The 25,209-nt window shown below is 58.2% G+C and carries 20 protein-coding genes; 11 read left to right on the top strand and 9 right to left on the bottom strand.

Features of this window, described 5'->3' with window-relative positions; genetic code table 11:
• The first annotated feature begins 445 nt into the window (after positions 1 to 445).
• From B5V00_RS05875 to lpdA, 10 genes are all read left to right on the top strand, one after another.
• Positions 446 to 1,531: a HAMP domain-containing protein gene (locus tag B5V00_RS05875; RefSeq protein ID WP_172399635.1), complete on the top strand. Its 1,086-nt coding sequence runs from the start codon at positions 446 to 448 to the stop codon at positions 1,529 to 1,531.
• A 40-nt stretch (positions 1,532 to 1,571) separates the two neighbouring features.
• Positions 1,572 to 2,687, top strand: coding sequence for a two-component system sensor histidine kinase NtrB (locus tag B5V00_RS05870; RefSeq protein WP_085009839.1), 1,116 nt, complete (start codon positions 1,572 to 1,574; stop codon positions 2,685 to 2,687).
• Positions 2,665 to 3,792: a response regulator gene (locus B5V00_RS05865; RefSeq protein WP_172399634.1), complete on the top strand. Its 1,128-nt coding sequence runs from the start codon at positions 2,665 to 2,667 to the stop codon at positions 3,790 to 3,792. Before B5V00_RS05870 ends, B5V00_RS05865 begins: the two co-directional genes overlap by 23 nt.
• A gap of 30 nt (positions 3,793 to 3,822) precedes the next feature.
• Entirely contained in the window at positions 3,823 to 4,500 is a 678-nt protein-coding gene (locus B5V00_RS05860) for a DUF8082 domain-containing protein (protein ID WP_085009837.1), read from the top strand.
• Between the two features lie 4 nt (positions 4,501 to 4,504).
• The gene (locus B5V00_RS05855) at positions 4,505 to 4,861 is read left to right on the top strand and encodes a roadblock/LC7 domain-containing protein (RefSeq protein ID WP_085009836.1); all 357 of its coding nucleotides are present in this window, start codon (positions 4,505 to 4,507) and stop codon (positions 4,859 to 4,861) included.
• A gap of 85 nt (positions 4,862 to 4,946) precedes the next feature.
• Positions 4,947 to 6,488, top strand: coding sequence for a DUF4301 family protein (locus B5V00_RS05850; RefSeq protein ID WP_085009835.1), 1,542 nt, complete (start codon positions 4,947 to 4,949; stop codon positions 6,486 to 6,488).
• A gap of 304 nt (positions 6,489 to 6,792) precedes the next feature.
• Positions 6,793 to 7,113: a cytochrome c3 family protein gene (locus B5V00_RS05845; RefSeq protein ID WP_085009834.1), complete on the top strand. Its 321-nt coding sequence runs from the start codon at positions 6,793 to 6,795 to the stop codon at positions 7,111 to 7,113.
• 190 nt (positions 7,114 to 7,303) lie between these two features.
• Positions 7,304 to 9,991 (top strand): pyruvate dehydrogenase (acetyl-transferring), homodimeric type, encoded by a 2,688-nt coding sequence (gene aceE / locus B5V00_RS05840; protein WP_085009833.1) that lies wholly within the window; start codon positions 7,304 to 7,306, stop codon positions 9,989 to 9,991.
• 11 nt (positions 9,992 to 10,002) lie between these two features.
• Positions 10,003 to 11,313, top strand: coding sequence for a 2-oxo acid dehydrogenase subunit E2 (locus B5V00_RS05835; protein ID WP_085009832.1), 1,311 nt, complete (start codon positions 10,003 to 10,005; stop codon positions 11,311 to 11,313).
• A gap of 10 nt (positions 11,314 to 11,323) precedes the next feature.
• Positions 11,324 to 12,721 (top strand): dihydrolipoyl dehydrogenase, encoded by a 1,398-nt coding sequence (lpdA, locus tag B5V00_RS05830; protein WP_085009831.1) that lies wholly within the window; start codon positions 11,324 to 11,326, stop codon positions 12,719 to 12,721.
• Between the two features lie 318 nt (positions 12,722 to 13,039).
• Here the strand turns inward: lpdA and B5V00_RS05825 are convergent, their stop codons facing one another.
• Together B5V00_RS05825 and B5V00_RS05820 are read right to left on the bottom strand one after the other, a co-directional pair.
• Entirely contained in the window at positions 13,040 to 13,804 is a 765-nt protein-coding gene (locus B5V00_RS05825; protein WP_085009830.1) for an ADP-ribosylglycohydrolase family protein, read from the bottom strand.
• A gap of 52 nt (positions 13,805 to 13,856) precedes the next feature.
• Complete coding sequence (locus B5V00_RS05820) at positions 13,857 to 14,921, bottom strand: hypothetical protein (protein ID WP_085009829.1); 1,065 nt, start codon at positions 14,919 to 14,921, stop codon at positions 13,857 to 13,859.
• Between the two features lie 113 nt (positions 14,922 to 15,034).
• On the opposite strand from B5V00_RS05820, the gene B5V00_RS05815 reads away from it, so the two are divergent.
• On the top strand, positions 15,035 to 15,730 hold the full coding sequence (locus B5V00_RS05815; RefSeq protein WP_216355458.1) for a class I SAM-dependent methyltransferase: 696 nt from the start codon (positions 15,035 to 15,037) through the stop codon (positions 15,728 to 15,730).
• Between the two features lie 11 nt (positions 15,731 to 15,741).
• On the opposite strand, the gene mtaB is transcribed toward B5V00_RS05815, so the two are convergent.
• The 7 genes from mtaB to ilvA all read right to left on the bottom strand — a co-directional run bounded on the left by mtaB (position 15,742) and on the right by ilvA (position 24,864).
• Complete coding sequence (gene mtaB / locus B5V00_RS05810; RefSeq protein WP_085009827.1) at positions 15,742 to 17,046, bottom strand: tRNA (N(6)-L-threonylcarbamoyladenosine(37)-C(2))-methylthiotransferase MtaB; 1,305 nt, start codon at positions 17,044 to 17,046, stop codon at positions 15,742 to 15,744.
• On the bottom strand, positions 17,034 to 18,119 hold the full coding sequence (mnmA, locus tag B5V00_RS05805) for a tRNA 2-thiouridine(34) synthase MnmA (RefSeq protein ID WP_085009826.1): 1,086 nt from the start codon (positions 18,117 to 18,119) through the stop codon (positions 17,034 to 17,036). The genes mtaB and mnmA overlap by 13 nt, the downstream gene beginning before the upstream one ends.
• Before the next feature lie 140 nt (positions 18,120 to 18,259).
• A complete protein-coding gene (gene nifS, locus B5V00_RS05800) occupies positions 18,260 to 19,426 on the bottom strand; it encodes a cysteine desulfurase NifS (protein ID WP_085009825.1) in 1,167 nt (388 codons plus the stop codon).
• A 46-nt stretch (positions 19,427 to 19,472) separates the two neighbouring features.
• On the bottom strand, positions 19,473 to 19,895 hold the full coding sequence (locus tag B5V00_RS05795; RefSeq protein ID WP_085009824.1) for an Rrf2 family transcriptional regulator: 423 nt from the start codon (positions 19,893 to 19,895) through the stop codon (positions 19,473 to 19,475).
• A 15-nt stretch (positions 19,896 to 19,910) separates the two neighbouring features.
• Positions 19,911 to 20,606, bottom strand: a complete 696-nt coding sequence (cysE, locus tag B5V00_RS05790; RefSeq protein WP_085009823.1) for a serine O-acetyltransferase — start codon at positions 20,604 to 20,606, stop codon at positions 19,911 to 19,913.
• A 134-nt stretch (positions 20,607 to 20,740) separates the two neighbouring features.
• A complete protein-coding gene (locus B5V00_RS05785) occupies positions 20,741 to 22,798 on the bottom strand; it encodes a hybrid sensor histidine kinase/response regulator (protein WP_085009822.1) in 2,058 nt (685 codons plus the stop codon).
• A gap of 557 nt (positions 22,799 to 23,355) precedes the next feature.
• Entirely contained in the window at positions 23,356 to 24,864 is a 1,509-nt protein-coding gene (ilvA, locus tag B5V00_RS05780; protein WP_085009821.1) for a threonine ammonia-lyase, biosynthetic, read from the bottom strand.
• Positions 24,865 to 25,209: the final 345 nt, after the last annotated feature.

Here is a 25,209-nt window from a genome sequence, read left to right as displayed (position 1 = left end):
CTGCCGCAGATTTTAGCAATTTCTTTGCCCAAAGCGGCAACAAAACAAACAATTGCAGAAAGGGGTTGTTTTACAGGGGGTTTCGTTGAAAAAAGGCCAAGGACGCCCCCTTCTCTGCCCCTGATTTGTTTTCGGAAATGCACATCATTTAAACAGACTTTTTTAAATCCGTCTACTTTTTAAGCACCCTTCCTTACCGAACCCTCCATGCGACCAGAAACCTTGCGTTTTATTTCCTTTCGGGCCCGGGTTGTGCCCTCGTGGTTATTTAGCCGTGAAGCAGACCCGAAAAAGTCACTTAATAGAACACTAATGAAATCATTGTATTTTTTAACTGTTTGATTTTCATACATTTATCATGATAATGTTAGAAAATATAATTGGTACCAGATGCGCTGACAGCTTCAGAGTAACTACGTTTTATTATTCTCCCCGGGAGACAGCAATGGCAGTCCATACCGCCGGACGCTTCGGCATCCTGCAGAAAATCCTGTTGACCACTCTCTGCGTTTCCCTGATCCCCCTGGCCATCATCTGGGCCATCGACAACCAGGGGATCCGGCAATTGACCGGTGAGCGGGCGGAACAGCAACTGGCCGCTTTCTCGCGCAACCTGGCCACCCGGGTGGATGACTGGGTCACCATGAACCAGCGAATGCTGCTGCAGAATGCCGCCCTCAAGGATGTTGTTTCCATGCGGGCGGATCGTCAGAACCCGGTACTGCAGACCATTACCAGGAACTACGAATGGGCCTACCTCGCCTTCACGACCGATACCAGCGGTAACAACATCGGTCGCAGCGACGGCAAGCGTACCAAATATTACGGCGATCGCGACTACATCAAGCAGGTATTGGCAGGCAAGCCGTTCGGCAAGCAGGTGCTGATCGGCAAGACCTCCGGAAAACCGGCGCTTGTCCTTTCCGCGCCGATCCATGACCAACGCAGCGCATTGAGCGGGGTCATAGCTATCGCCATGACCCTGAGCGATCTCTCCCGAAGCATTACCGAAGCGAGGATCGGTCAAAGCGGCTTTGCTTTTCTGCTGGATGAAAAGGGTGAAGTCATAGCTCACCAGTCGAAAAAATTCACTCGCACCCGCGCCGATTTCAGCCGTCACCCGGCCTTTCTGGCATTGAAGCAGGGGCAACAACAGGCGATCTACCAGGATGAAAGCGGAAACAAGGTGATCGCTTCAGTGCAGAAAACCCGTGACGGCTGGGTCGTGATCACCCAGCAGGATTATGACGAAGCCTACGCCCCGGTCCGGGCCGCCAACCTGCGCGCCATGGTCCTGCTGGTGGCGACCCTGCTGGTGGTTATTCTTGTGGCGGTCCTGGTATCGAAACGCCTTGCTGAACCGATTCGCAACCTGACCAGGGCCGCGGACCAGCTGAGCCAGGGCAAACTCGACATCACCATCGAGGGGCTAGACCGCAGAGACGAAATCGGCGATCTGGCACGCGCGGTCGACCGCCTCGGCACCAGCATCAAATTCGCGATTCAACGCCTGAGAAAAAAGGCGGCCTGATCCGCCGCACCCTGGCCATCGTGCACAAAAGGGACCATTGATGCCGCACATCATCAGCAAATCGAGCCGCCGCGCGGCGGACTCCGATGTCCAGCATTCCAACTGGAGTCATGCGGCCCTGCTCGACAAACTTGATATCGGCATCATCGTCTTCGATCCCACGAACGGCCGGATTGACTATCGCAACCGGGCCGTTTTCGACATTCTCCGGGATGGCGGTGAGGAGCTGGTGGGCAACCAGCTCCTGGAAATGTTCAACCATCCCCAGGGGCAGGAATCCGGTCTCACGCGGCCCGGCACATCCCGGACCCTTGAATTCCGGGGACGCATGCTCGGCTTCAGCCAATACTATATTCATGACCGCTGTTGCTGTATCTTTGTCCGTGACATCACCGAGAAACTGCGTCTTGAGTCGATTGCGCAGGCGGTCAACACCATGGACAATATCGGTTTCATCTTTTCGGGAATCCGTCATGAAATAGGCAACCCCCTCAATTCAATCAAGATGACACTGAGCGTCCTGCGCAACAACCTGGGGAAATTCCCTCCGGAAACCATTGAAGAGTATTTCGATCGGGCCCAGCAGGAAATCGGCCGGATGGAATATATGCTGAAATCGTTGAAAAATTTCAGTATGTTTGAGAATGTCGAATGCCGGGAGGTCGATCTCGCCCACTTCATGGACCGCTTCCTGCCGCTGCTCTCACGCGATATCGAAAGCAAGGGAATTTCGCTGCGCATCGACGGCTTTGACAATTCGGTCTTCGTCACCATCGATCCCCGGGCGCTGCACCAGGCCCTCCTCAACCTGGTGTCCAACGCCGCGGACGCGCTGGCAGACACGGACAGGCCGACCATCGCCATCAGGCTCAGATTCAGCGACCATCTTGCCTGGATTTACGTAGAAGACAACGGCTGCGGCATGACCGAAGATGAACAGAAAAGACTTTTCCAGCCCTTCTGCACCAACAAGCCGAACGGCAACGGTCTTGGACTGGTCATTGTTCAGAAGCTTTTAACCAAGATGAACGCCAGTATTGATGTCCAAAGCACGCCGGGGCGCGGAACCATCATGAGAATCGCCTTGCCGATGTCCGACACCCCGGCAACACAGCGAAATGAGGCAGGCCAGGATGCCGACCATACTCCTCGTTGACGATGAAAAACCGTTCCTGCTCAGCCTGCGTGACGGGCTGATCACTCTCGATCGGAATTTCCGTATTCTGACCGCCAACAATGGACAACAGGCGGTTGAGGTTCTCACCACCAGGAAAGTTGATCTCCTGGTCACCGATCTGAAAATGCCGATCATGGACGGGTTCGAACTTCTGGCCTATGTCAGCCGCTGCCAGCCGGAATTGCCGGTTATCGTCATGACCGCGTTCGGAACTCCGGATATCGAGGCGCGGCTGAGCAAGATCCAGGCCCTGCACTACCTGGAAAAACCGCTTGACTTCGACCATCTGACCCGAACGATCGACAATGCCCTGGCAGAAGAAAAACACAGCTATATCCGTGGCATCACCCTGGCGACCTTCCTGCAGCTGGTCCACATGGAACAGAAAAGCTGTACCCTGAAGGTCCATTCAAGAGGAAGGGTGGGCTATCTCTACCTGCGCGGCGGCGCTCTGCTGGACGCTGAAACCGGCGATCTCCATGGCGAAGAGGCCGCCTACCGGATTGTCGCCTGGGATGATGCCGAAATCGAAATGGACAGCATCTGTCGCAAGCAGGAAAAAAAGATCGAAGCAACCCTGGAATTCCTGCTCATGGAAGCCTTCAGGATCAAGGACGAAGACGCTGCGGCTGAAGCCGCTCCCGATGTGCCGCGAAATGAAGGCCTCCCGGAAAACCACTTTGGAAACCTCCTCACTGACAAGGAGGACGCGCCACGAAGCAGCATGAACCCGACTCAACCGGCAACCAATGCTCCAGATAAACTCGACCCGAATCTCCTTGAAAGACTTGAAAAAACATCTGAAATTCTTGAATATGCAATTTTTGATGCGAAAAATTTCCTCGAACACAAGAGCAGGGAACCCTGTTCACTGAGCGGGCTGGATCCCAGCTACCTGTTCCAGGTTGGTGAGGAGATGGAGGCCTACGTCGGCTGCGGAACCCTCTCTCATGTCATGGTCAAGGCCGGGCAGAAGAACCGCTTTCTTTTCTTCCGCCACGGCAGCCACAGGATTGCCATAAGCTTAAAACCGGGCAGTCGCCCGAAACCCGTCATGGAACAATTGGCGGAAGACCTCTTCTGACAAGGACACCATTCGACCCAGGGGGAACACATGCAACAGGCACTCGATGATCTCAAGGCCATCCCGGGAGTGGTTGGCGCGGCCATCTACCAGGCCCAGCAGGGGGTCCTGGCCAACAACCTGCCCGGCCTCTTCAAACCGGAAAAACTTGCCGGCATGGGAAAACTGCTGAACAAGATATTCAGTGCCGGTCGACTCAGTTTCAATGATCTGGCCGAAACCAGTCTCTGCTACGAAGAGGCGACCCTGATCACCCGTGAAATCAGCGAAGGACGCTATATCATGGTGATCTGTGATCCGGCGGCCAACATGAACCTGCTGAGCATGTCTCTGAAGATGGCCCTGGAGGACCTGCGGCAACCACGTTCAGCCGCCCCGGCGCAATCCCCTGTGACAGCTTCCCCGGCAGCCGCGCAGGCTGCGGATCGGCAATCCCCCGAGGTCACCCCGGAAGAACTCCTGGCCAGGGGGCCGCTGTCGACACCGATGAAAGGCATGCAGCAGCAGCTGGCCAGCGTTATCGGGCCGATGGCGGAGATCCTTTTCCAGGACGCGTTGATCGAATGGAGCAAAACTTTCCAGGTATCGATCACCAACCTGCCGCACCTCATCGACCTGGTCTGCCGCGACATCGGCGACAACCAGAAAGCCAAACAGTACCGTGATCTGATCCAGAGCCAACTGAAGCTCGCTGCCGGACAGGGATAACGCCATGTCAAATGCCGACCGTTTCGCCCAGCGTATTGTCCAGATCGACGGTGTCAACCAGTTCGTCCTCTGCCGTCACGATGGGCACGTCATCACCCACAACATGGAGGACTGCGACGACCTGGCCTCCGTTGCCACCATCTGCGGCATAAATGCCCAGGCGATCCAGCAGGCCATCGGTTTCTCCGGCTTTCGCTGCCTGACTCTGAAACGACAGGGACAGCACCACTGCCATATTTTCCCCATCGACAAATATTTTCTGGGCATTATCCAAAACCCCGAAACGGCCGCGACGGAACTGGTCGAAAACGTCCAGAGATTTCTCCAGACCCTGGTGCGAAAAAAACCGGCACCGGCCTGAAAAGATGTAAAAACAACCACTTGAACTTTTCCCCGCAGAGGGTATCATCACCCCAGGCCTTGAAGATTCATTCTATGGGGGAAGCATGCCTTTTACGCAATCCGACCTCGCGCAGATCGCCGCCCACGGTTTATCAATCACTGAAACTGAACGACAACTCGAACTGTTCCGGAACCCTCCAGAGCCTTTGAGTATCGATCGTGCCTGCACACCCGGGGACGGCATCAGCCTGTTCGACGCCGACCGGGAGGGACCTCTCGTTCAGGCCTTCGAAGAGTCCGCGAACAAGGGTCGTTTCAGTCGATTTGTACCCGCCAGCGGTGCAGCCAGCCGCATGTTCAAGAATCTGTTTCATTCCGCGGCGGCGCTTGACCAATGGTTGAATGACGGGGATTGTCCCGACTTCCCGTTTCATCAGCAATTTTTCAGCCAGTTCTCCAGGTTCCCCTTCTACCAGGCCCTGAAAGACTGCCTGCGGAGCAGGCGGCAACAGGATCTTGACCTGCTCCTGCAACAAAGAAACCTGGCTCCGGCCCTGGCCGGACTGCTCGAACCCTGGGGACTTGATTACGCCCGCCGTCCCAAGGGACTGCTCCCTTTCCACGCCTATCCCGACCGGGTCCGAACGCCCCTGGAGGAACATCTTTCCGAAGCCCTCAAGCTTGCGGGCGCCGAAGGCACCCCGGTCCGACTGCACTTCACGGTTTCTCCCGAATTTCTTGAGGATTTCCAACAGGCCGCCCGTCTGGCCAGCGGACAAATCCCTGCCGTCAACAGCCGACCGATTGCGATCAGTTTCAGCTGTCAGCACACATCCACCGACACGATCGCCGTCGATCTCGACAACCGGGTTCTCCGCAACGAAAGGGGTGAACTCATCTTCCGCCCGGCCGGTCACGGCGCGCTGCTCGACAATCTTGAAAAATCGGGGGGCGACCTGGTCCTGGTCAAAAATATCGATAATGTTGTTCCCGAACCGCAACAACCCGAAGTCATTCACTGGTGGAAACTGCTCGGGGGAAAGCTGGTCGAGATTCAGAGCCGGGTCCACGCGATTCTGCGCCGGCTTGAATCCAGCGCCAACAACGAGAATTGTCGTGCCGCGGAAACTCTGCTGGAGACACTCGGCCTGCCGGCATCCTCCCACGGGGACAAAGTCCCGCGGTCACGACGTGATCAATTGCTGCAGCAACTCAACCGCCCCATCAGGGTCTGCGGCATGGTGCGCAACAGCGGGGAACCGGGAGGCGGCCCCTTCTGGGTGGCGGGACGAAACGGAACAACCCCGCAAATCGTGGAAATGGCGCAGATCCCGAGGGATGACAAACGAGCGCAACAGGCCCTGGCAGCAGCGACACACTTCAACCCGGTGCTGATGGCCTGCGCCCTTCGGGACCATCATAACCGTCCCTATCGACTGTCCGACTTCGTTGATGAGCAGGCGATCATCATTACCCGCAAATCGGAACAGGGCCTCGAACTCAAGGCCCTCGAACGCCCCGGGCTCTGGAATGGCGCGATGGCCGGCTGGCTGACCCTGTTCGTTGAAGTTCCGGAACAGGTTTTCCAACCGGTCAAGACGGTCAACGACCTGCTCCGCCCGGGGCACCAGGTCACCAGCAACTGATCCGTTGTCATCTGACACAGACCTCTGTACCCCTATGGCCAGCAGATGCCTTGCCTCACAGATAGCTCTCAGACACCCTGTATTGCCTTTTTGAAATTGGCAACCCACCTCTGAGAGCTCCACCAGGGCATCATTTCAAACCCGACATAACAGCATCTATCTACCTTGAATCACACGAATTATTATCGACATCGGGCGACATCAAGGCTGATGTCTGGTGAAAATCCAAATGAAAATTAGTATACATTACGCAACGTCTCGGACAACATCGTTTTGTCCCATAACTTTTTTTCTGGAGGTAGACATGAAACGTTTCATCGCAGTTCTGGTCGCCGTCGGTTTCATCGCCCTCGGTTCCGCCGCCATCAGCTTCGCCGGCAACGGTCCGGAAGTCATCAAGCTGCCCGCCAAAATGGGCACCGTGACTTTCCCGCACAAGGCTCACCAGGAGCGCATCGCTGATTGCAAAACCTGCCATCACAAGGGTGTTGAAGCCGGTGCCTGCCGCTCCTGCCATGACGGCACCAAGGCTCCGAAATTCAAGAATGCCGCTCACAAGCGCTGCAAAGGCTGCCACAAGGAAAAAGGCGTGAGCACCTCCTGTAAGACCTGCCACAAGAAGTAAGCAGGACTTGCATGCAAGCCTGAAAAGGGCGGAACCGGTCACCCGGTTCCGCCCTTTTCATTTCTGCCTGGAAAACCTCAGCCGTTTCGATTGGAATCGGACAGATTCCGGATAAACTTGAGCAAAGCACCGCAACTCGTCCATGCCGTCTTCCCCCGGCACGGGCATCGCTTTCGGCAAGGAGTCCGGCATGTCCGAAAAAGTACCGGTTGACCCATTTGATCTGGAAGCAACGGAAAACGCCGAATGGCGTGAATCCCTCGACTATGTCCTCCACTCGCAGGGCCCTGACCGGGTCAGACAGATCCTGCGCCTGCTTCAGGTCCTGGCCCAGGAACATGGCGTCAGCATTCCCTTCACTGCCAACACTCCCTACATCAACACCATTCCTCGCGACCGACAGCCGGTCTATCCCGGAGAACGGGAGATTGAACGGCGCATCAAGTCGATCATCCGCTGGAATGCCATGGCGATGGTCGTCCGCGCCAACCAGGAATCACCCGGCATCGGCGGACATATCTCGACTTTCGCCTCGGCGGCCACTCTCTGGGAGGTGGGCTTCAATCATTTCTGGCGCGGCCGAACTGATGACTTCCTTGGCGACATGGTCTATTTTCAGGGGCACGCCTCACCGGGCATCTACGCCCGGGCCTTTCTTGAAGGACGCTTGACGGAAGACGACCTGAAAGGGTTCCGCCATGAACTGAGGCCGGGCAAAGGAGGACTCTCCTCCTACCCCCACCCCTTCCTGATGAAAAACTTCTGGGAATTCCCCACCGTCTCCATGGGACTGACCGCCATCAGCGCCATCTACCAGGCACGCTTCAATCACTACCTGGTGGACCGGGGGCTGCGCAAGAGAAGCGGCCGCAAGGTCTGGGCCATGCTCGGTGACGGCGAAATGGACGAACCCGAATCACTCGGCGCGATCACCCTCGCCGCCAGGGAAAAGCTCGACAACCTGATCTTCGTCATCAACTGCAACCTGCAGCGCCTGGACGGTCCGGTGCGCGGCAACGGCAAGATCATCCAGGAACTGGAAGCTGCCTTCCGCGGGGCGGGCTGGAACGTGATCAAGGTGATCTGGGGAAACGACTGGGACCGCCTGCTCGAAGCTGACACCTCCGGGAAGCTGGTGCAGCGGATGGATGAGGTGGTTGATGGCGAAATGCAGCGCTTCACTCTTTCCACCGGAGCCTATGTCCGGAAACACTTTTTCGGCAAGTATCCCGAACTTACGGAACTGGTCAAGGACTACAGCGACGAACAGCTCGGGCGCCTGACACGCGGCGGACACGATCCGGACAAGGTCTACGCGGCCTACAAGGCAGCCGTCGACCACAAGGGGGCTCCGACCGTCATCCTGGCCCAGACCATCAAGGGTTACGGCCTCGGTGAAGCCGGGGAAGGAAAAAATATCACCCACGCCCAGAAGAAGTTGAACGAGAATGAACTGAAGGCCTTCCGTACCCGGTTCAACATCCCGGTGAGCGACCAGGAAATCGGCGAAACCCCTTTCTACCGTCCCGCCGAAGACAGTCCGGAAATACGGTACCTGCGCGAACGGCGTGCCGCTCTCGGCGGAACCCTGCCGAAACGACAGGATGCCGGCTACCCGATGGCCTGCCACACCCGGGAAATCATCAGCGAATATTTTGACGGCTCCGGTGACCGGCCGCTGGCGACCACCATGGCCTATGTCCACCTGTTGACCAAACTGCTCAAGGATCCCGAATTCGGCAAGCTGATCGTCCCCATCGTTCCCGACGAAGCGCGCACCTTCGGCATGGAGTCCCTCTTCCGCCAGGCCGGCATCTACAGTCACGTCGGCCAGTTGTACGAGCCGGTCGACAAGGGCAGCCTGCTGTTCTACAACGAGAAGAAGGAGGGTGCCATTCTCGAAGAAGGTCTGAGCGAAGCCGGTTCAATGGCCAGCTTCATTGCCGCCGGCACCGCGCACGCGAACAACGGCGTCCAGACCATCCCTTTCTATACCTTCTACTCCATGTTCGGCTTCCAGCGGGTCGGTGACCTGATCTGGGCAGCCTGTGACAGCCGCGCGCGAGGATTTCTCATCGGTGCCACCGCCGGACGTACCACCCTGGCCGGAGAAGGGCTGCAGCACCAGGACGGCCACAGCCACGTCCTCGCCCTCACGCCAACCCGGGTCAAGGCCTATGACCCGGCCTTTGCCTACGAACTGGCGATTATTATTCACGACGGCCTGACCCGGATGTACTGTCAGCAGGAAGATCTGATCTATTACCTGACGGTGATGAACGAAACCTACCCGATGCCGGCGATGCCCCGAAAAGCCGACATTCCCGAAGGGATTCTCAAGGGGATGTACTGTTTCCGCCGGTCAGACCTGAAAAAAGCCGGGGGCAAGGTCCACCTGCTCGGCAGCGGGGCCATCCTCAACGAGGCGCTCAAGGCGCAAACCCGTCTTGAAAAGGATTACGCCATCGCCGCCGATGTCTGGAGCGTGACCAGCTACAAGGAACTCTACAACGACGCGGTGGAATGCGAACGCTGGAACCTGCTGCATCCCGACAAAAAACCGCGCGTTCCCTACCTGCGCGGCCTGCTGGAAAAAGAAGAAGGCACCTTCGTCGCCGCCAGCGACTACATGAAAGTTCTGCCGGCAATGGTGGCCGGATGGTTCCCCGGCCCCCTGCATTGCCTCGGCACCGACGGATTCGGCCGCAGCGATGACCGGGCAAGCCTGCGTGACTTCTTCGAAGTTGATGAGCGGTACATCACTCTCGCCGCCCTGAAACAGCAGGTTGAAACCGGATCATTACCAAAATCGGTTCTCACCGCGGCCGCCGGGAACTTGAAAATCAATGCCGACAAACTGAATCCGCACCAGGATTGACAGGGAAAGCCATGAAACAGGACATCAAGCTGCCGGAAGTTTCCGAGGGTGTCAGGGCCGGTACGGTAACGTCCCTGAACGTTGCCGTCGGTGACCGGGTCGAAGACGACCAGACCCTGCTGGAACTCGAAACCGACAAAGCCGTGGTCGCCATCCCGTCTCCCATGGCGGGCACCATCCGTGACATTCTTATCGCCGAGGGAGATACGGTTGAAATCGGAGCGACCGTCATGGTGCTGGAAACGGCGGACCCGAAAGCGGTTCCGGTGAGCGATGAGAGCTCCCCGAAACCCGTCGAAAAAGAACGTACGGAGCCGACGGAGGATGAACCCCCCGCAGCGGAACCCGCCCCGGCTGCAACCTCCCGCCCCGAAATCGACCTGGCCGCCGTTCGTCGCGACGACCGCGTCGCCCCGGCCTCCCCCACCATCCGGCGGATGGCCCGCGAACTCGGTGTTGACATCTACCAGGTACAGGGAAGCGGCCCGGGGGGCCGCATCAGCGCTGACGACATCCGTGATTACGTCAAGACCACCATGCAACGGGTCACCGGCGGCGGCATCCCCCCGTCCGAATTTCCCGGGCTGCACGCCCAGCGCCCCCTTCCCGACTTCAGCCGGTTCGGCACCTCCACCCGCGAACCCCTCTCCCGGATTCGCGAACTGACCGCTGACGCCATGAGCTACGCCTGGTCCACCATCCCGATGGTGACCCAGTATGACCAGGCGGTCGTCGGTCCCGTCGAAGAGTTCCGCCAGGCCCGCAACAGCGCCACCGGCCCGGACGGCAGGCTCACCATGACCGCCATCCTGATCAAGGTCTGCGCTGCCGCCCTGCGAGTCTTTCCGCACCTGAACAGCGCCCTCGACCTTGCCGGGCGCGAATTGCTGCTGCACGATTTCATCAATATCGGCGTCGCTGTTGATACTCCCGACGGTCTGCTGGTTCCGGTGTTGCGCAATGTTGACCGTAAGGGGATCGAAGCCATCGCCGGAGAATTGAATGACCTGGCTGACCGTACCCGCAGGCGCAGGATCAGGCCGGAGGAACTCGAAGGCGGCACCTTCACCATCAGCAATCTCGGCGGCATCGGCGGGACCGCCTTCACTCCCATCGTCTACCCGCCGCAGGTCGCCATCCTCGGGGTCTCCAGGGCAGAAATGCAGCCGACCTGGAACGGGACCGGGTTCGAACCACAGCTGGTCCTGCCCCTCAGCCTCAGCTATGACCATCGGGTCATCGACGGCGCCGCGGGGGCCCGCTTCCTGCGCTGGGTCTGCGAAGCCCTGGAACAGCCCCTGAACCTGGTCATGAAGAACTGAAAGGCCCGCCATGAACGATTCCATCCCCCCGCAATCCCAACTGGTCGTTATCGGCGCCGGACCGGGCGGTTACAGTGCCGCCTTTCGCGCCGCCGAACTCGGCCTGCAGGTCACTCTCATCGACCCCGGAGAACGTCCCGGCGGTGTCTGCCTTTATCGCGGCTGCATCCCCTCCAAGGCCTTGCTGCATGTCGCAAAACTGATTTCAGAAACAGAAGAAGCCGAATCGGTCGGCGTCAGGTTCGCAAAACCGACGCTCGACGTACAAAAAATCCGCGCCTGGAAAAACGGCGTCATCGACACCCTGACCAAAGGATTGGGCGCCAGGGCCGACAAGCTGAAGCTGACCACCCTTTGCGGCACCGCTCGTTTCAGGGACAACCACACCCTGCAGATCGCCACGGCCGCAGGTGAAGAGGGGCAACTTGTTTTCAAACAGGCGATCATTGCCACCGGCTCCCGTCCGGTCATGCTGCCCGGAATACAGACCGGGAAAAGAATTCTGGACTCGACCGGCGCTCTCGAACTGGCCGATATCCCCAAAACCATGCTGGTCATCGGCGGTGGCTACATCGGCCTGGAACTGGGTTCCGCCTATGCCGCGATGGGGACCCGGGTCTCAGTCGTTGAAATGACCGCGGATCTGCTTCCCGGCTGCGATCGGGACCTGGTGTCGATCCTTAAACGCCGGCTGGACAAGAACTTCAACGAGATCCTGCTCAACACCAGGGTTATGGAACTGAAAGAACAGAAAAACGGCGTTGCCGTAACTTTCGAGGATAAAAAGGGGGAACAAAGCAGGAGACGATTCGATAAAGTTCTCATGGCCATCGGCCGCCGGCCCAACAGTGAAGAACTGGGGCTGGACAACACCTCCATAAGGATCAACGAGAAAGGCTTCATCGTCGTGGATGGCCGGCAGCGCACAACGGAAGTCGGCATCTTCGCTATTGGCGATATCGCCGGGGAACCGATGCTGGCCCACAAGGCCTACGGCGAAGCCCATGTCGCCGCGGCGGCTGCTGCCGGTCAACAGTCCGTCTTCGACCCCCGCGCGATTCCGGCCGTGGTTTTCACCGACCCGGAAGTTGCCTGGTGCGGGCTGACCGAAACCGCGGCACGCGAGCAGAAGATCAAGGTCAAAACCGCCAAGCTCTCCTGGCGGGGAAATGGGCGTGCCCTGACCCTGGGACGTCATGACGGCATGACCAAACTAATCGTCGACGCGGAGAATGACCGTCTCCTGGGTGTCGGGCTGGTCGGACCGGGAGCGGGGGAACTGATTGCCGAAGCGGTGCTGGCCCTGGAGATGGCGGCAACCGGGGAAGATCTGCGCGCCGTCATCCACCCCCACCCCACCCTGTCCGAGACGATCTTCGACGCAGCGCAGATGTTGTTCAGGGGGTGAGGGGCGAGGTTCAAGGCTCAAGGTTCAAGGCTCAAGGTTCAAGGCTCAAGGTTCAAGGCTCAAGGTTCAAGGCTCAAGGTTCAAGGCTCAAGGTTCAAGGCTCAAGGTTCAAGGCTCAAGGTGCGAGGTGCGAGGTGCGAGGTGCGAGGCGGGTGTGATGTTCGGTTACGCTGAATCGGTGAGTTCCTGTCGGATGGAGAGTGCAAGTGCTTGCTCTGAATGAGATTTCCAAAAATCTGAAGCGCACCCACAGGTTCGCTGGTGATTTTTGGGAAGCTCAGGCAGATCAATGACTTGTGCTGTCCGCCGACAAGGAGCTCACTGATTCAGGTCAAAGGCTCGGAGAATTTCCTGTATGTCCGGCGGGAGGAAAGGCCTGACGCGGGTGCGAATGAATTCCGGGACCGGGCCATAACAGGCTTCGGCGATGGAACCGGCGATGGCGGCCTGGGTGTCGGCGTCGCCGCCGAGGGAGATTGCGTTGCGGATGGCGCTTTCAAAACTATCCGCTTCGAGAAAGCAGATGATGGCTTCGGGAACCGACCCCCGGCAACTGACATCGAAGCGATAGCCGGGCCGAATCTCCGCCAGAGTGCGGCTCAGATTGTAGTTGAAGTTTTCCTCGATAAATTGTTTCACAGCAATCTTTTTTTCACCCTTTCGCGCCAGCCAGATCGCACTCGCCACGGCCTGGGCGCCCTTGACCCCTTCCGGGTGATCATGGGTTGCTGCCGCGCTCCGGGCCGCCTCCCCGAGCACCGTCTCCAGTTCCCCGCACAACCAGCCGACCGGACTGACCCGCATCGCCGAACCGTTGCCGAAGGAATTGTACGGACCGGCCCCGTCGGTCATTCCCCAACGGATGAAACGGGCGCCGTAGCCGGCATCCGGATAACGCCGGAACCAGTCCCTGAGGCTCTCATCATAGGGACGATCGTTCAGCAGCGCATCCGCCACGGCGCAGGTCAGCACCGTGTCATCCGTCAACCGGCACTGCGGTGCGAACAATGCAAAATCGGTTGATTGGGTCGGATGATGTTCAAAACGGGAACCGATGATGTCACCGGCAATGGCACCGAGCATCTCTATTCCTCCGCCTGCATGGATAAAACCGCTCCTGGACGCGAACGGCGACTCAGTCCGCGTCCGGCAACAGGTCCAGTTCCCGTGACCGCCAGGAAAGAATCGCCTTGCGACAATGCATTTTCGGCGCAAGCTGAGGGAAACGCGACCGGATGACATCAGCAGCAAAATCAGCCAGAAAACTGGACTTCAATTCCGCTCGGGCACGATCCGGCCCGATCTCCTCGTAGGGGACTGATGCCAGCAGAAGGAAACCATCATCCGGAATTCGCCCGGCCTGCATATTGTTTTCAATGATCCCGGCGGCTTTGTGGATCGGGTCTGCCAGATCAGGGCTGTAGGGACCGATTATCAGGGCCAGGTTCGGAGTGTGAAGAAAATCAAACCCCCGCCCGAGGCAGATCATCCACTCCCGATGTTCAATCTCCAGGGCCCGCTGGCTTCCCCGGACCTTGGCAATCCATTTGAGATTTCCCTGCAACAGGCGCAGCAAATCCACCTGAACCTGTTCCGGCATATCCGGGTAAAGTTCAGCAACCCGCCTCGGCAATGCGTCGCCCTCTCCCACACCAACCAGCGACAGGTCAAGAACCTCATCCCCGCAACCATGCAGCAGCAGGGCCTCTTCATCAGTCTCGAAACCGCAGATCAGCGGATAGACCGTCGCGTGATCCCGACCAAAAATCTGTTCCGCCTGATCCTTGATACGATGGGTGAAGGCAATCGCGGCATTCGTATCATAACCAAAGCCGGCGCACCCTCGTTGAACACTGCCACGAGAAAAATGATAGGTGATCAGAATCAGAACCCGCTTGCCGTTGGCAACCATCTTCTGCACGTGGCTGCCCAGCACCTCTCCGAGATAGGGCCAACCGAGATCAAACATCCCTCCCAGGTTGCGGAGCGGCTGGATAATCCCGGGGGGCGTCCCGGTCACAACCGGGACATTAATGCGCCCGTCCATGCACTTGAGAACCACAATGGCGGTGGGATGGCGGGACAGGTACAGTTCCCTCGCCAGACAGGCCTCGGGACTGCGAAATTCGGCAGTATGACGACGGGCAAGATCGAATACCCAATCGATGCGTTCCCTGATCGGACCGTGCTGCACAGTCATAGAAATCCTCCGTGGCCGAGAACCCGTTCAAAACAATATACCAACGTTCTATGTCCAGCAATTGAAATGACTGCCCGTCTCCTGCATCCAGAGAGAAACCTTCAGACGGTGATATGCTGACAACAGGAGATGAAAAGATGCGAAAGGCACTCACGCGTGAAAAAATACAGGACATCTATAGTCGCCTGGCCGCGCATTACGATACGCTGCACCGACTCCTGACTGCAGGCGCGGACCAGCGCGGACGCAGGATGCTGGTGGAAAAAACCATAACTTCGGAGGAAAAAATTCTGGACTGCGGCGCCGGAACCGGCAGCTGCGGTCTCCTGGCCGCAAAAATGTCGGGCGCGACAAGCCACGTCATACTACTGGACCTGAACGAAACGATGCTCAGAACGGGGCGCAAAAAAACGCTGCAAGAAGACCTCACTGAGCGAACCAGCTGGCTGGTCGGCGATATGACCCGCCTGCCTTTTCCCGACAACAGTTTCGACCTGGTTTTCTCCAGTTACTCCCTCTGCCCACTGACAGACCCGAGGCAGGGGGCATTGGAGTTGTACCGGGTTACCCGTCCGGGTGGGAAAATAGCTGTCGCCCACTCCACCGAAGCAGAAAACCCTTTCATTCACTGGGCAGCTGACAAAATCGAAACCCTGGCCTGGAGATACCCGATACTGTCAATGGGATGTCGACCGGTCAGCGTACTGCCAGCACTGGAACGGGCCGGCGCAAAACTGCTCTTCCGCCAGCGGATCGGGGTACCACTCTGGCCTTTCCTGATTTTCATCATGAAAAAGCCGCAATCCTGACCCCGGCCCTTTCATATCAGCGATCCGCGCAGTCCGGCCGGGCTCCAGCCCTCCACCTTGACCCAGGCACGCCTGCCCTGCAATTTGCTGCCGCCGCGAAACTGGACCGTCAGGTAGTTGCGGGCCAGGCCACGTCCCCAGCCGCCGCGGTTGCCGCCTTCGACCACGACCTCCAGGACACGGCCGATAAACTGCTCGGCAAAACTGCGGTTTTTGCGTTCACCAAGGCTGCGCAGAATGGCGCATCGCTGCCTGGCGACATCTCCCGGCACCTGGTCGGGCATGGAGGCCGCGGGTGTTCCGGGACGACGGCTGTAAGGGAAAACGTGCAGATGCGAAATCGGCAGGTTCTCGATCAGGCGCCGGGTGTTCTCGAACTCGACCTCGCTCTCGCCGGGGAAACCGGCGATGACATCAAGGCCGATAGCGGCTTCCGGCAACTTCCGGTGAATCCGCTCGATCAACTGGTGAAAAAAGGCGGTATCGTAGTGGCGGTTCATCCGCCTGAGAACTTCGTTGTCCCCGGCCTGCAGCGGAATATGCAGATGCGGGCAGATCTTGTCCGAATCGGACATCAGGGAAAGCAGACCGTCGGGAATTTCGGTCGGCTCCAGCGAACCGAGACGCAGACGCGGCAGTTCGATCTCATCCTCAATCCGGCGCACCAGTTCCAGCAGGTTCGTCTCCGGCTCAAGATCCCTGCCATAGGCCCCCATGTGGATACCGGTCAGCACCACCTCGGGGAACCCACGCTCGGCAAGACCGGCAATCTGACGCAGGACGTCTGAAGTCGGAAGCGATCTGCTGCTGCCGCGGGCGTAGGGAATGATGCAGTAGGAACAGAAAGCGTCACAACCGCTCTGGATCTGGACAAAAGCACGGCTGCGTTCGGTAAAACTGGAGAGGGAGAGCGGCAGTTGGCCCCGACTGTGGCTGTGGTTGTCGACGGCAACGAACTGAGCCTCATGCTCCTCGGCAAGGTAACGCAGCAAATCCTTTTTCTCGTCATTACCGATCACCATCGCCACGCCGGGGATGGAACTGATGGCGGACGGGTCGATCTGGGCGTAGCAACCGGTGACGATCACCCGGCAGTCAAAGTTGAGCCGTCGGGCGCGGCGGATCAGGTTGCGTGACTGGGAGTCGGTGGCGGCGGTCACCGTGCAGGTATTGACCACCACCAGGTCGGCCCCCTCCTCGAAGGGGATCACCTGGTAGCCGGCTTCGCGCAACCGCTCCTCCATGGCCGCCGACTCGAACTGGTTGGTCTTGCAGCCGAGAGTGGCAATAGCAACGGTCCGCTTCACTTGATCCATCCTCCGCCGAGGACCTCGTCCCCGGTGTAGAAAACCGCCGCCTGCCCTGGTGTGACGCCCGCTTGCGGGATGTCAAACCGGACCTCCGCTGAACCGTCGTCAAGGGGGGTGATGGTGGCCGGCACTTCCTGATGACGATAGCGGATGCGACAGGACGCCCGCAGGGCCCGCCGCGGTTCCGGAATCAGCCAGTTGACGTCTCCGACCTCAAGCCGGGCGACCGCCAGGTGCTGTTTTTCCCCGACGATCACCTGTTGTCCGGCGGCATCGATGGCGATCACGTACAGGGGCTCGGGCCAGCTCAGGCCGAGCCCGCGACGCTGACCGATGGTGTAGCGATAGGTTCCCCGGTGGTGGCCGAGAACCCGGCCGCTGACATGAACAATCTCGCCGTTCAACTGTCCCGCCCCTCTTTCCTCTTCCAGAAAACGCACGTAGTCACCATCCGGAACGAAGCAGATATCCTGGCTCTCGGCCTTCTCCGCCACCCGCAGGCCGAGGCGCGCCGCGTGACCGCGCACCTCCTCCTTGGTCATACCGCCGAGAGGGAAGCGCACCATGGCCATCTGTTCCTGGGTCAGGGTATAGAGGAAATAGGTCTGGTCCTTGCCGGCGTCAACCCCCTTGCGCAGCCGGTAACGGTCCTGCCCGTACTCGATGCGGGCGTAGTGACCGGTGACCAGCGCGTCGGCCTGCAGCTCCCGGGCCTTGTGCAGCAGTCGTTCGAATTTCAGAACCTGGTTGCAGAGGACACAGGGATTGGGCGTACGACCGGCAAAGTAATCATCACAGAAGCGATCGATGACCGCCTGCTGAAACGCCTCTTCGAAGTTGACGACATAGAAGGGAATCCCGATCTGTTCCGCCACCCGCCGGGCGTCGTAGACATCATCCAGGGAACAGCAGGTCCCGAAACTCTTGCCGTCGGGAGCGGTGAACCTGGAATAATCCCAGATCTGCATGGTCATGCCGATCACCTCGTGACCCTGTTCCTTGAGCAGGGCCGCGGCGACCGAGGAATCAACCCCGCCGCTCATGGCGACGACAATGCGTTCTCGTTTATCCATCAACATCCTCTGCAACGCTGGACGAATGCCTGAAAGCGGCATCTTACCGGAGACTTCAGAATAGCACAGCACAAAAAACCAGAGGGCCAACCACCCACGGTCCGCCCCCGTTCACATCTCACATCTCACATCTCACATCTCACATCTCACGCCTTATACACCGGACTCATCTCCCGCAGTCGCTGCACCGATGCCGGCAGCACCTCAAGAACATGGTCAATATCCTCCTCCGTGGTCTCCGCGCCGAGGGAGAAACGTACGCTGGAACGGGCGAGCGAGGACTCCAGCCCCATCGCCCTGAGGACATGCGAAGCATCCAGTGACCCTGAAGAGCAGGCACTGCCGCTGGAGGCGGCAATGCCGTGCAGATCGAGATTGAGCAGCAGCGATTCCCCCTCAATACCGGCAAAACTGATATTGAGAGTATTGGCCAGGCGCAGGTCCCGATCCGGGTGACCATTGAGATGCACCTGGGGGATGGTGGCGAGAATCCCGTCCTCAAGGCGGTCCCGCAATCGTCTCACCTGTTGTCGGTAGGTCGCGAGCCCGGCAGCGGCCAGTTCACAGGCCTTCCCCAGGGCGACGATAGAGGCGACATTATGGGTCCCGGCGCGCCGGTTGCGTTCCTGGTGACCACCATGCAGCAGCGGCGAAAGACGGGTCCCGTTCTTGATATAAACAGCGCCGACGCCCTTGGGGGCACCGATCTTATGCCCGGACAGGACCAGCAGATCAATACCGGCGGCCCTGACATCGATCGCCAGTTTACCGGCTGCCTGCACGGCATCGCTGTGCAGACAGACCTTGTGCCGCGCGGCAATGGCCCCGATTTCGGCAAGGGGGAAAAGATTGCCGGTTTCGTTGTTGCCCCACATCACCGAAATCAGGATGGTCTGATCGGTGATGGCGGACTCAAGCTGCTCAAGGTCAAGGGCTCCCCGCCTGTCGACCGGCAGAAAGGTTACCCGGCAGCCACGCTCCTGCAGATAGCGGCAGGTCTCTAGCACCGCAGGATGCTCGACCTCGGTGGTAATAATATGGTTTCCCTGACCGCGAAGCGCGTCGACCGTCCCCTTGATGGCCAGATTGTCACCCTCACTGCCGCAGGAGGTAAAGACGATTTCAGCGGCCCGGCAGCCAAGCAGTGACGCCACCTGCTCACGCGCCTGCTCGATGGCGCCGGCCACGGCGCGCCCGGCCCAGTGAATGCTGGACGGGTTGCCGAAATGGTCGCGCAGAAAAGGAAGCATCGCCTCCAGGACCTCGGGATGAATCGGCGTGGTGGCGTTATGGTCAAGATAGATCTGTTTCACCCGTATCCTCCGGGATAGACTTGACGGGAAAGGCTTTCAGGAAAAATTACCGGCGGATCTTTTCCCGGGCTTCGCGGGTGAGGTCCTCAAGAGTGATCGAGGAAAGAAAGGAACGGATGCGTTCACCCAGCCCCTGCCAGACATTGTGCGTGACACATTGTTCATCACACTGGCAGCTGCCATCGGCATCCATACAGGAAACCGGGACCAGAGTCTCTTCAACGCTGTCGATGATCTGATCAACCCGGATCTCGTCCGCCGGACGCGCCAGGCGGTAACCACCGCCGGGACCACGAACGCTGGTAACAATTTCTCCACGACGCAACTTGACGAAGAGCTGTTCGAGGTAAGGGAGTGAAATCGCCTCGCGGGCGGAAATATCCTTGATCGATACCGGGCCCTCTTCATGATGCAGGCTGAGGCTGACCATGGCGCGCACCGCGTACTGGGCTTTGGTCGAAAGTCGCATCCGGTTAAGACTCCATCATGAATTCTGCACCTGCCCGGCGGGATCAACGACCGCCTTGAGACGCTCCTGCTCAGCCGTCAAATCCTTGATCCGCTGTTCGAGAGTCCGGATCTGATCGAACAGGCAGGAAATCGCCTTGGCCTCGGGGTCGGGCAGTTGACCATGCTCCAGATCAAGCTTCGGCTCGGTCTTCTTGCCTTCTGAAATAACGATCTTGCCGGGGATTCCGACAACCGTGGAATTTTCCGGCACCTCTTTGACGACCACGGAATTCGAACCGATTTTGCTGTCGTCACCAACCTTGAAGGGACCCAGAACCTTGGCCCCGGAGCCGATGATCACGTTGTTGCCGAGAGTCGGGTGACGCTTCTCCTTGGCCCAGGAGGTTCCGCCAAGAGTAACCTGATGATACAGGGTGCAGTTCTCGCCGATCTCGGCGGTCTCACCGATCACCACCCCCATGCCGTGGTCGATAAAAAACCCCTTGCCGATCTGCGCACCGGGATGAATTTCAATCCCGGTGAAGAAGCGACCGAGATGCGAAATAAAACGGCCCGCCAGGTAGAACTTGCGTGTCCAGAACCAGTGGGCCAGACGATAGAAAAGAACGGCATGAAAACCGGGATAACAAAGCAGGATCTCAAGAACGCTCCTGACAGCCGGATCCCGCTCAAAAACAACCCGAAAGTCTTCTCGCAGAGTCTGAAACACGACGACCTCCCCTTCTGGCAATAAACGCGTGGCCAACCATTTGCGGAGACTGATAACATACCTGAGCGAAACTGTCAATTATTTAAAGGATGATGCGGGTGAAATTGGAAACAACCAACCGGAAACGATGAAATTCAGTCTTCGCAGCCAGGGAGGGTAAAAGAGAATCGGCTGCCGGCCCCGGGCCTGCTCTCCGCCCAGATACGGCCGCCATGCGACTCGATGATCTTTTTGCAGATCGCCAGGCCGAGACCGGTACCACGCCGGGCATCATCCTTGCCGACCTGGGTGAATTCTTCGAACAACCGCGGCAGCACCTGGCGCGGAATGCCTTTGCCGGTATCCTCGACAGAGACCCGAATCCCATCCGGTGCCTCACCAAAACTGACGCGCACCTCGCCGCCGTCCGGCGTGAATTTGATGGCATTGCCGAGCAGGTTGGTCAGCACCCGTTGAATATTATGTTCATCATAGCGGGCCCGACAGGACGGCAGGTCATTGAAATGAAGGGTCAGCCCTTCCCGATCGGCAATCGATGCCAGGTCACTGCAGACCTGAACAACGGTTTCACGCAGGTCACCGCTGCTCAGATCAAGGGCCATCTTTCCCGCCTGGAAACGGGACAGATCAAGCATATTGTTGATCAGATCGACCAGCCGCTCGCTGCTTTCATAGGCTGCCGCCAGAAATTCCCGCTGCTGCTCAGTCAGGTTGGCGCTTCCCATCTCCATCAGCAATGAACAGTAGCCATGCACAATGGTCACCGGGATACGCAATTCATGGGTCGCGGTATTTAAAAACTCGGCCCTTACCTGATCCATCTGCTGCAGCCTGTTGTTGGCTTTTTCAAGAATCGTTTTGGTTTCCTGCAGCTCTTTCTCAACCTTGCGTTTTTCAGTAACGTCCCGAAAGGCGACAATGACCAGGTCATCCAGCACCAACTGCTGCCGGGCGCTGACAGACAACAGGCGCTCAGCACCGTCACGCCGCCGGATGGAGACATCCATCCGCACCCGCCCATCCTTGACCCTGCCATTTTTCCAGGCCCCCAGGGCAAGCAGCAGAGTCCTTCTGTCAAGCAGGCTCTCCAGGCGGGCGCCCTGCAGTTCGTCCCGCGAATAACCAACGATTTCAAGGGCGCAACGATTGGCGAAAACCACGTCGCCGGCGGTATTGACGGCAACCAGCCCCTCGGAGGCATTTTCGAACAGCTGCTCATAGACCGCCTTGAGCTGCAATTCGTCTTCGAGCCCCTGCTTGGCGTTGCGCAACAGTTCCGATTCACTGCGCAGTTGCCTGAAGAACCGGGCGTTACGCAACGGGCCCGACGCGACATCGGCAATCAGTTGACAGAACTCGACTTCCTTGTCACTGAGTTCCCCTCCCTTGCGGTCAACCCGCAGGATCATCACCCCGATCACCCGGTTGCGGCTGTGGATGGGCAAGACCAGGATGGCGTTGAAACCGCGTCCCTTGAGTAGGGGACGAACCTTCTCAAGCAACGGATCATGATCAACATCCCTGATCAGCAGCGTCTGACCGCTCTGCATCACCTGTCCGATTTCGGGATACCTGGAGAGATCGATACGCAATTCACCTAGGCTGTCATCGTCACTGGAGGCGAGAATAAAACCGGCACTGCCGTCTTCCTGGATCACGGCTATGGAACAGCGGACCACGTTGGCGATGTGCCTGGCGATCTTGGTGACGATCCGCTGCAGGATCTGCGAAGTTTCAAGACTGGAGGTGATCGATTCGGATATGTCGAGCAGGGCCTGGTAGTCACGGGCCTGCTCTTCGAGGGCGTCAAGGGTACGCTTCTTGACCAGGTTCCCCTGCAGGCGAGCCAGCAGGTCACCGGTGTCAAAGGGCTTGGAGAGATAATCATCGGCGCCGACCTGAAAAGGATTGACAGCTCCCTGACGATCAGTCCGCGAGGTCAGCATCAGTATCGGCGTGGTACGGAATTGCGGCAGGGCACGCAACCGGCGACAGGCCTCGGCTCCATCAAGAACCGGCATCACCAGATCCATGACGATAGCGTCCGGCATCTCGGCCAGCGCAACGTCACAGGCCTGAATGCCGTTCTCGGCTTCAACCGTGACAAATCCGCTCTCTGCAAGCAGATCCGCCAACACACGGCGCATGAAGCGGTCGTCATCGACCACAAGCACCTTCGTCAACATCGCCATACCCCCCACTCCGTTCAGTCACATGGAACACGTCTACAACGATCAATTGATTATGCATTCTTCATACCAGTGCCAACCATGAAGAATACCTTAATTCATCAACAGTTAGCCTCCCTGCTCCGACCCGTCAAAAATAACAGTGACAATCTGCGACAAATGATAATGCATTTTTTGCTTAAGTACCCTGAATCAGTGAACTCCGGTTGGATGGAGAGTGCAGGTGCTTGGTCTGGATGAGGTTTCCAAAAATCTGAAGCGCACCCAAAGGTTCGCTGGTGATTATTGGAAAACTCAGACAGATCAATGACTTGTGCTATCCGCCGACAAGGGGTTCACTGATTCAGGTATATAACCGGGTTGGCATTTAAGGAAAAATTCAGAACATGAAATGATTCTGGTTGACGGCGCCCTGTCTCGAAGAACAGTAAAGAAAGATTTTTCTCCAACCACAAAGAATGTGCCGCGGCCATTCACTTCTGAATGGCCGCCGAATACCCGGACGGGAAAAAGCGAAAAGACGGCACCACGGTTAAATGGTGGTGAGAGAATAGAACAACCTACAGGAAAAGACGGTAAGCGGGATTGTTGCTTTCGTCAATGTAATGATAACCGAGATTGTCAAGAAAAGAATGGAAGGCGTCCTGCTCACCGGCCGGAATTTCCAGGCCGATCAAAACCCGGCCGTAGTCCCCCCCCTGGGTCCGATAGTGAAACAGGGAGATGTTCCAGTTGGCTCCCATCGCCGCCAGAAAACGACTGAGGGCCCCGGGAACCTCAGGAAACCAGAAGCGATAGAGAACTTCATCCCGAACCTGGTCGGAACGGCCACCGACCATGTAACGGACGTGGGTCTTGGCAAGTTCGTTGTCGGTCAGATCAAGGCCTGAGAAACCGGCCCCGGCCAGATCCCGGGCAAAGGAATCACGCTCTGCCAGATCACGCATCGAAAGGCCGACGAAAATCTGCGCCGCCTCCCTTCCGGCAAGACGGTAATTGAATTCGGTGATATTGCGTTCCCCGAGGACTTCGCTGCAGAAACGCTTCAATGCTCCCGGTTGTTCCGGAATCGAAACGGCAAAAATCGCCTCCTGGTTCTCCCCGATCAGGGTTCGTTCGGCGACATAGCGCAGACGTTCGAAATTCATGTTGGCGCCGGAATTGACAGCCACCAGGGTGGCTCCCCGCAGCTTCCGTTCGCGCACATATTTCATCAATCCGGTCAGGGCCAGCCCACCAGCCGGCTCGACGATGGAACGGGTTGCCTGGTAGACCGCCTTGATGCCGCTGCACAATTCGTCGGTATCGACTTCGATGATTTCATCGACATACTTGCGGCAGCAGTCGAAGGTCAGGTCACCGACTTCGCGTACCGCGACACCGTCGGCAAAGATCCCGACCGAATCAAGAGACACCTTGCGACCGGCCTCAAGGGAGCGGGCCATGGCGGCGCTGTCCACCGGCTCGACGCCGATAACACGGATTTCCGGTCGCAACGCCTTGATATAAGCCGCCATCCCGGCAATCAGGCCGCCACCACCGACCGGTACAAAGACCGCATCAAGACGCCCCGGATTCTGCCGCAACAGTTCATCGGCCACGGTTCCCTGGCCGGCAATGACCAGTTCATCGTCAAAGGGATGGATATACATCCGGCCGGTTTCAGAAATAAGCTGTCGGCAGTAATCGGCGGCTTCGGAATAGTTGTTGCCGTGCAGCACAACCTCACCGCCGAGGCGCTCAACCGCGTCAATCTTGATCTGCGGGGTCGTGGCCGGCATCACGATCAGGGCGGAAACGCCCAGTTTTCTCGCCGAATAGGCAACCCCCTGGGCATGATTCCCGGCCGAAGCGGCAATCACTCCCCGCTCACGCTGGTGTTCGTCAAGGTTCGCCATGCGGTTGTAGGCCCCCCGCAATTTGAACGAAAAGACCGGCTGCAGGTCTTCCCGCTTGAGCAGGACCGTGTTACCGAGCCGCCGCGACAGTTCGGGAGCCTCATCCAGAGGAGTCTCGATGGCGGCTTCGTAGACGCGCGAAGTAAGAATCTGTTTGAGAATTTTCTGCATGACAGCACCGCCGGGAATCAGGATAGCCTGAATTCACGGATTCAGGGTTAGCTCAAACTATCTGAAAACACCGCGAAATGCAAAATTTCCGCACCGATTGACGGCTTACGGAAACCGCTGCGGTTATTTTTTGCGCTTTCCAAGTGTATACAATTCTTTTATACTAGCGCCCCGTGCGGTTCATCCTGCCTTCCCATTCTGGCCCTTTTGGCTGTGCTCTGCGTTTCGCCTCCTCGGCTTAACTCCGGCCAGGCCGTCGTCGGCGCGCCTTGACCACAACCAAAATGACTCAGAATGGATTGACATGATGAACCACACGGGACACTTGCGCCACTTAAACGTCGG

It is taken from the genome of Geothermobacter hydrogeniphilus (genome assembly GCF_002093115.1).
Lineage (GTDB): Bacteria > Desulfobacterota > Desulfuromonadia > Desulfuromonadales > Geothermobacteraceae > Geothermobacter_A > Geothermobacter_A hydrogeniphilus.
Note: the sequence above shows the minus strand (reverse complement) of the source record. Positions and strands in the feature narration are given on the sequence as shown.

Coding starts and splice junctions, on each gene's coding strand:
- B5V00_RS05875 (WP_172399635.1), top strand. CDS start 446: ATGGCAGTCCATACCGCCGGACGCTTCGGCATCCTGCAGAAAATCCTG.
- B5V00_RS05870 (WP_085009839.1), top strand. CDS start 1,572: ATGCCGCACATCATCAGCAAATCGAGCCGCCGCGCGGCGGACTCCGAT.
- B5V00_RS05865 (WP_172399634.1), top strand. CDS start 2,665: ATGCCGACCATACTCCTCGTTGACGATGAAAAACCGTTCCTGCTCAGC.
- B5V00_RS05860 (WP_085009837.1), top strand. CDS start 3,823: ATGCAACAGGCACTCGATGATCTCAAGGCCATCCCGGGAGTGGTTGGC.
- B5V00_RS05855 (WP_085009836.1), top strand. CDS start 4,505: ATGTCAAATGCCGACCGTTTCGCCCAGCGTATTGTCCAGATCGACGGT.
- B5V00_RS05850 (WP_085009835.1), top strand. CDS start 4,947: ATGCCTTTTACGCAATCCGACCTCGCGCAGATCGCCGCCCACGGTTTA.
- B5V00_RS05845 (WP_085009834.1), top strand. CDS start 6,793: ATGAAACGTTTCATCGCAGTTCTGGTCGCCGTCGGTTTCATCGCCCTC.
- aceE (WP_085009833.1), top strand. CDS start 7,304: ATGTCCGAAAAAGTACCGGTTGACCCATTTGATCTGGAAGCAACGGAA.
- B5V00_RS05835 (WP_085009832.1), top strand. CDS start 10,003: ATGAAACAGGACATCAAGCTGCCGGAAGTTTCCGAGGGTGTCAGGGCC.
- lpdA (WP_085009831.1), top strand. CDS start 11,324: ATGAACGATTCCATCCCCCCGCAATCCCAACTGGTCGTTATCGGCGCC.
- B5V00_RS05825 (WP_085009830.1), bottom strand. CDS start 13,804: ATGCTCGGTGCCATTGCCGGTGACATCATCGGTTCCCGTTTTGAACAT.
- B5V00_RS05820 (WP_085009829.1), bottom strand. CDS start 14,921: ATGACTGTGCAGCACGGTCCGATCAGGGAACGCATCGATTGGGTATTC.
- B5V00_RS05815 (WP_216355458.1), top strand. CDS start 15,035: ATGCTGACAACAGGAGATGAAAAGATGCGAAAGGCACTCACGCGTGAA.
- mtaB (WP_085009827.1), bottom strand. CDS start 17,046: ATGGATCAAGTGAAGCGGACCGTTGCTATTGCCACTCTCGGCTGCAAG.
- mnmA (WP_085009826.1), bottom strand. CDS start 18,119: ATGTTGATGGATAAACGAGAACGCATTGTCGTCGCCATGAGCGGCGGG.
- B5V00_RS05795 (WP_085009824.1), bottom strand. CDS start 19,895: ATGCGACTTTCGACCAAAGCCCAGTACGCGGTGCGCGCCATGGTCAGC.
- B5V00_RS05785 (WP_085009822.1), bottom strand. CDS start 22,798: ATGGCGATGTTGACGAAGGTGCTTGTGGTCGATGACGACCGCTTCATG.
- ilvA (WP_085009821.1), bottom strand. CDS start 24,864: ATGCAGAAAATTCTCAAACAGATTCTTACTTCGCGCGTCTACGAAGCC.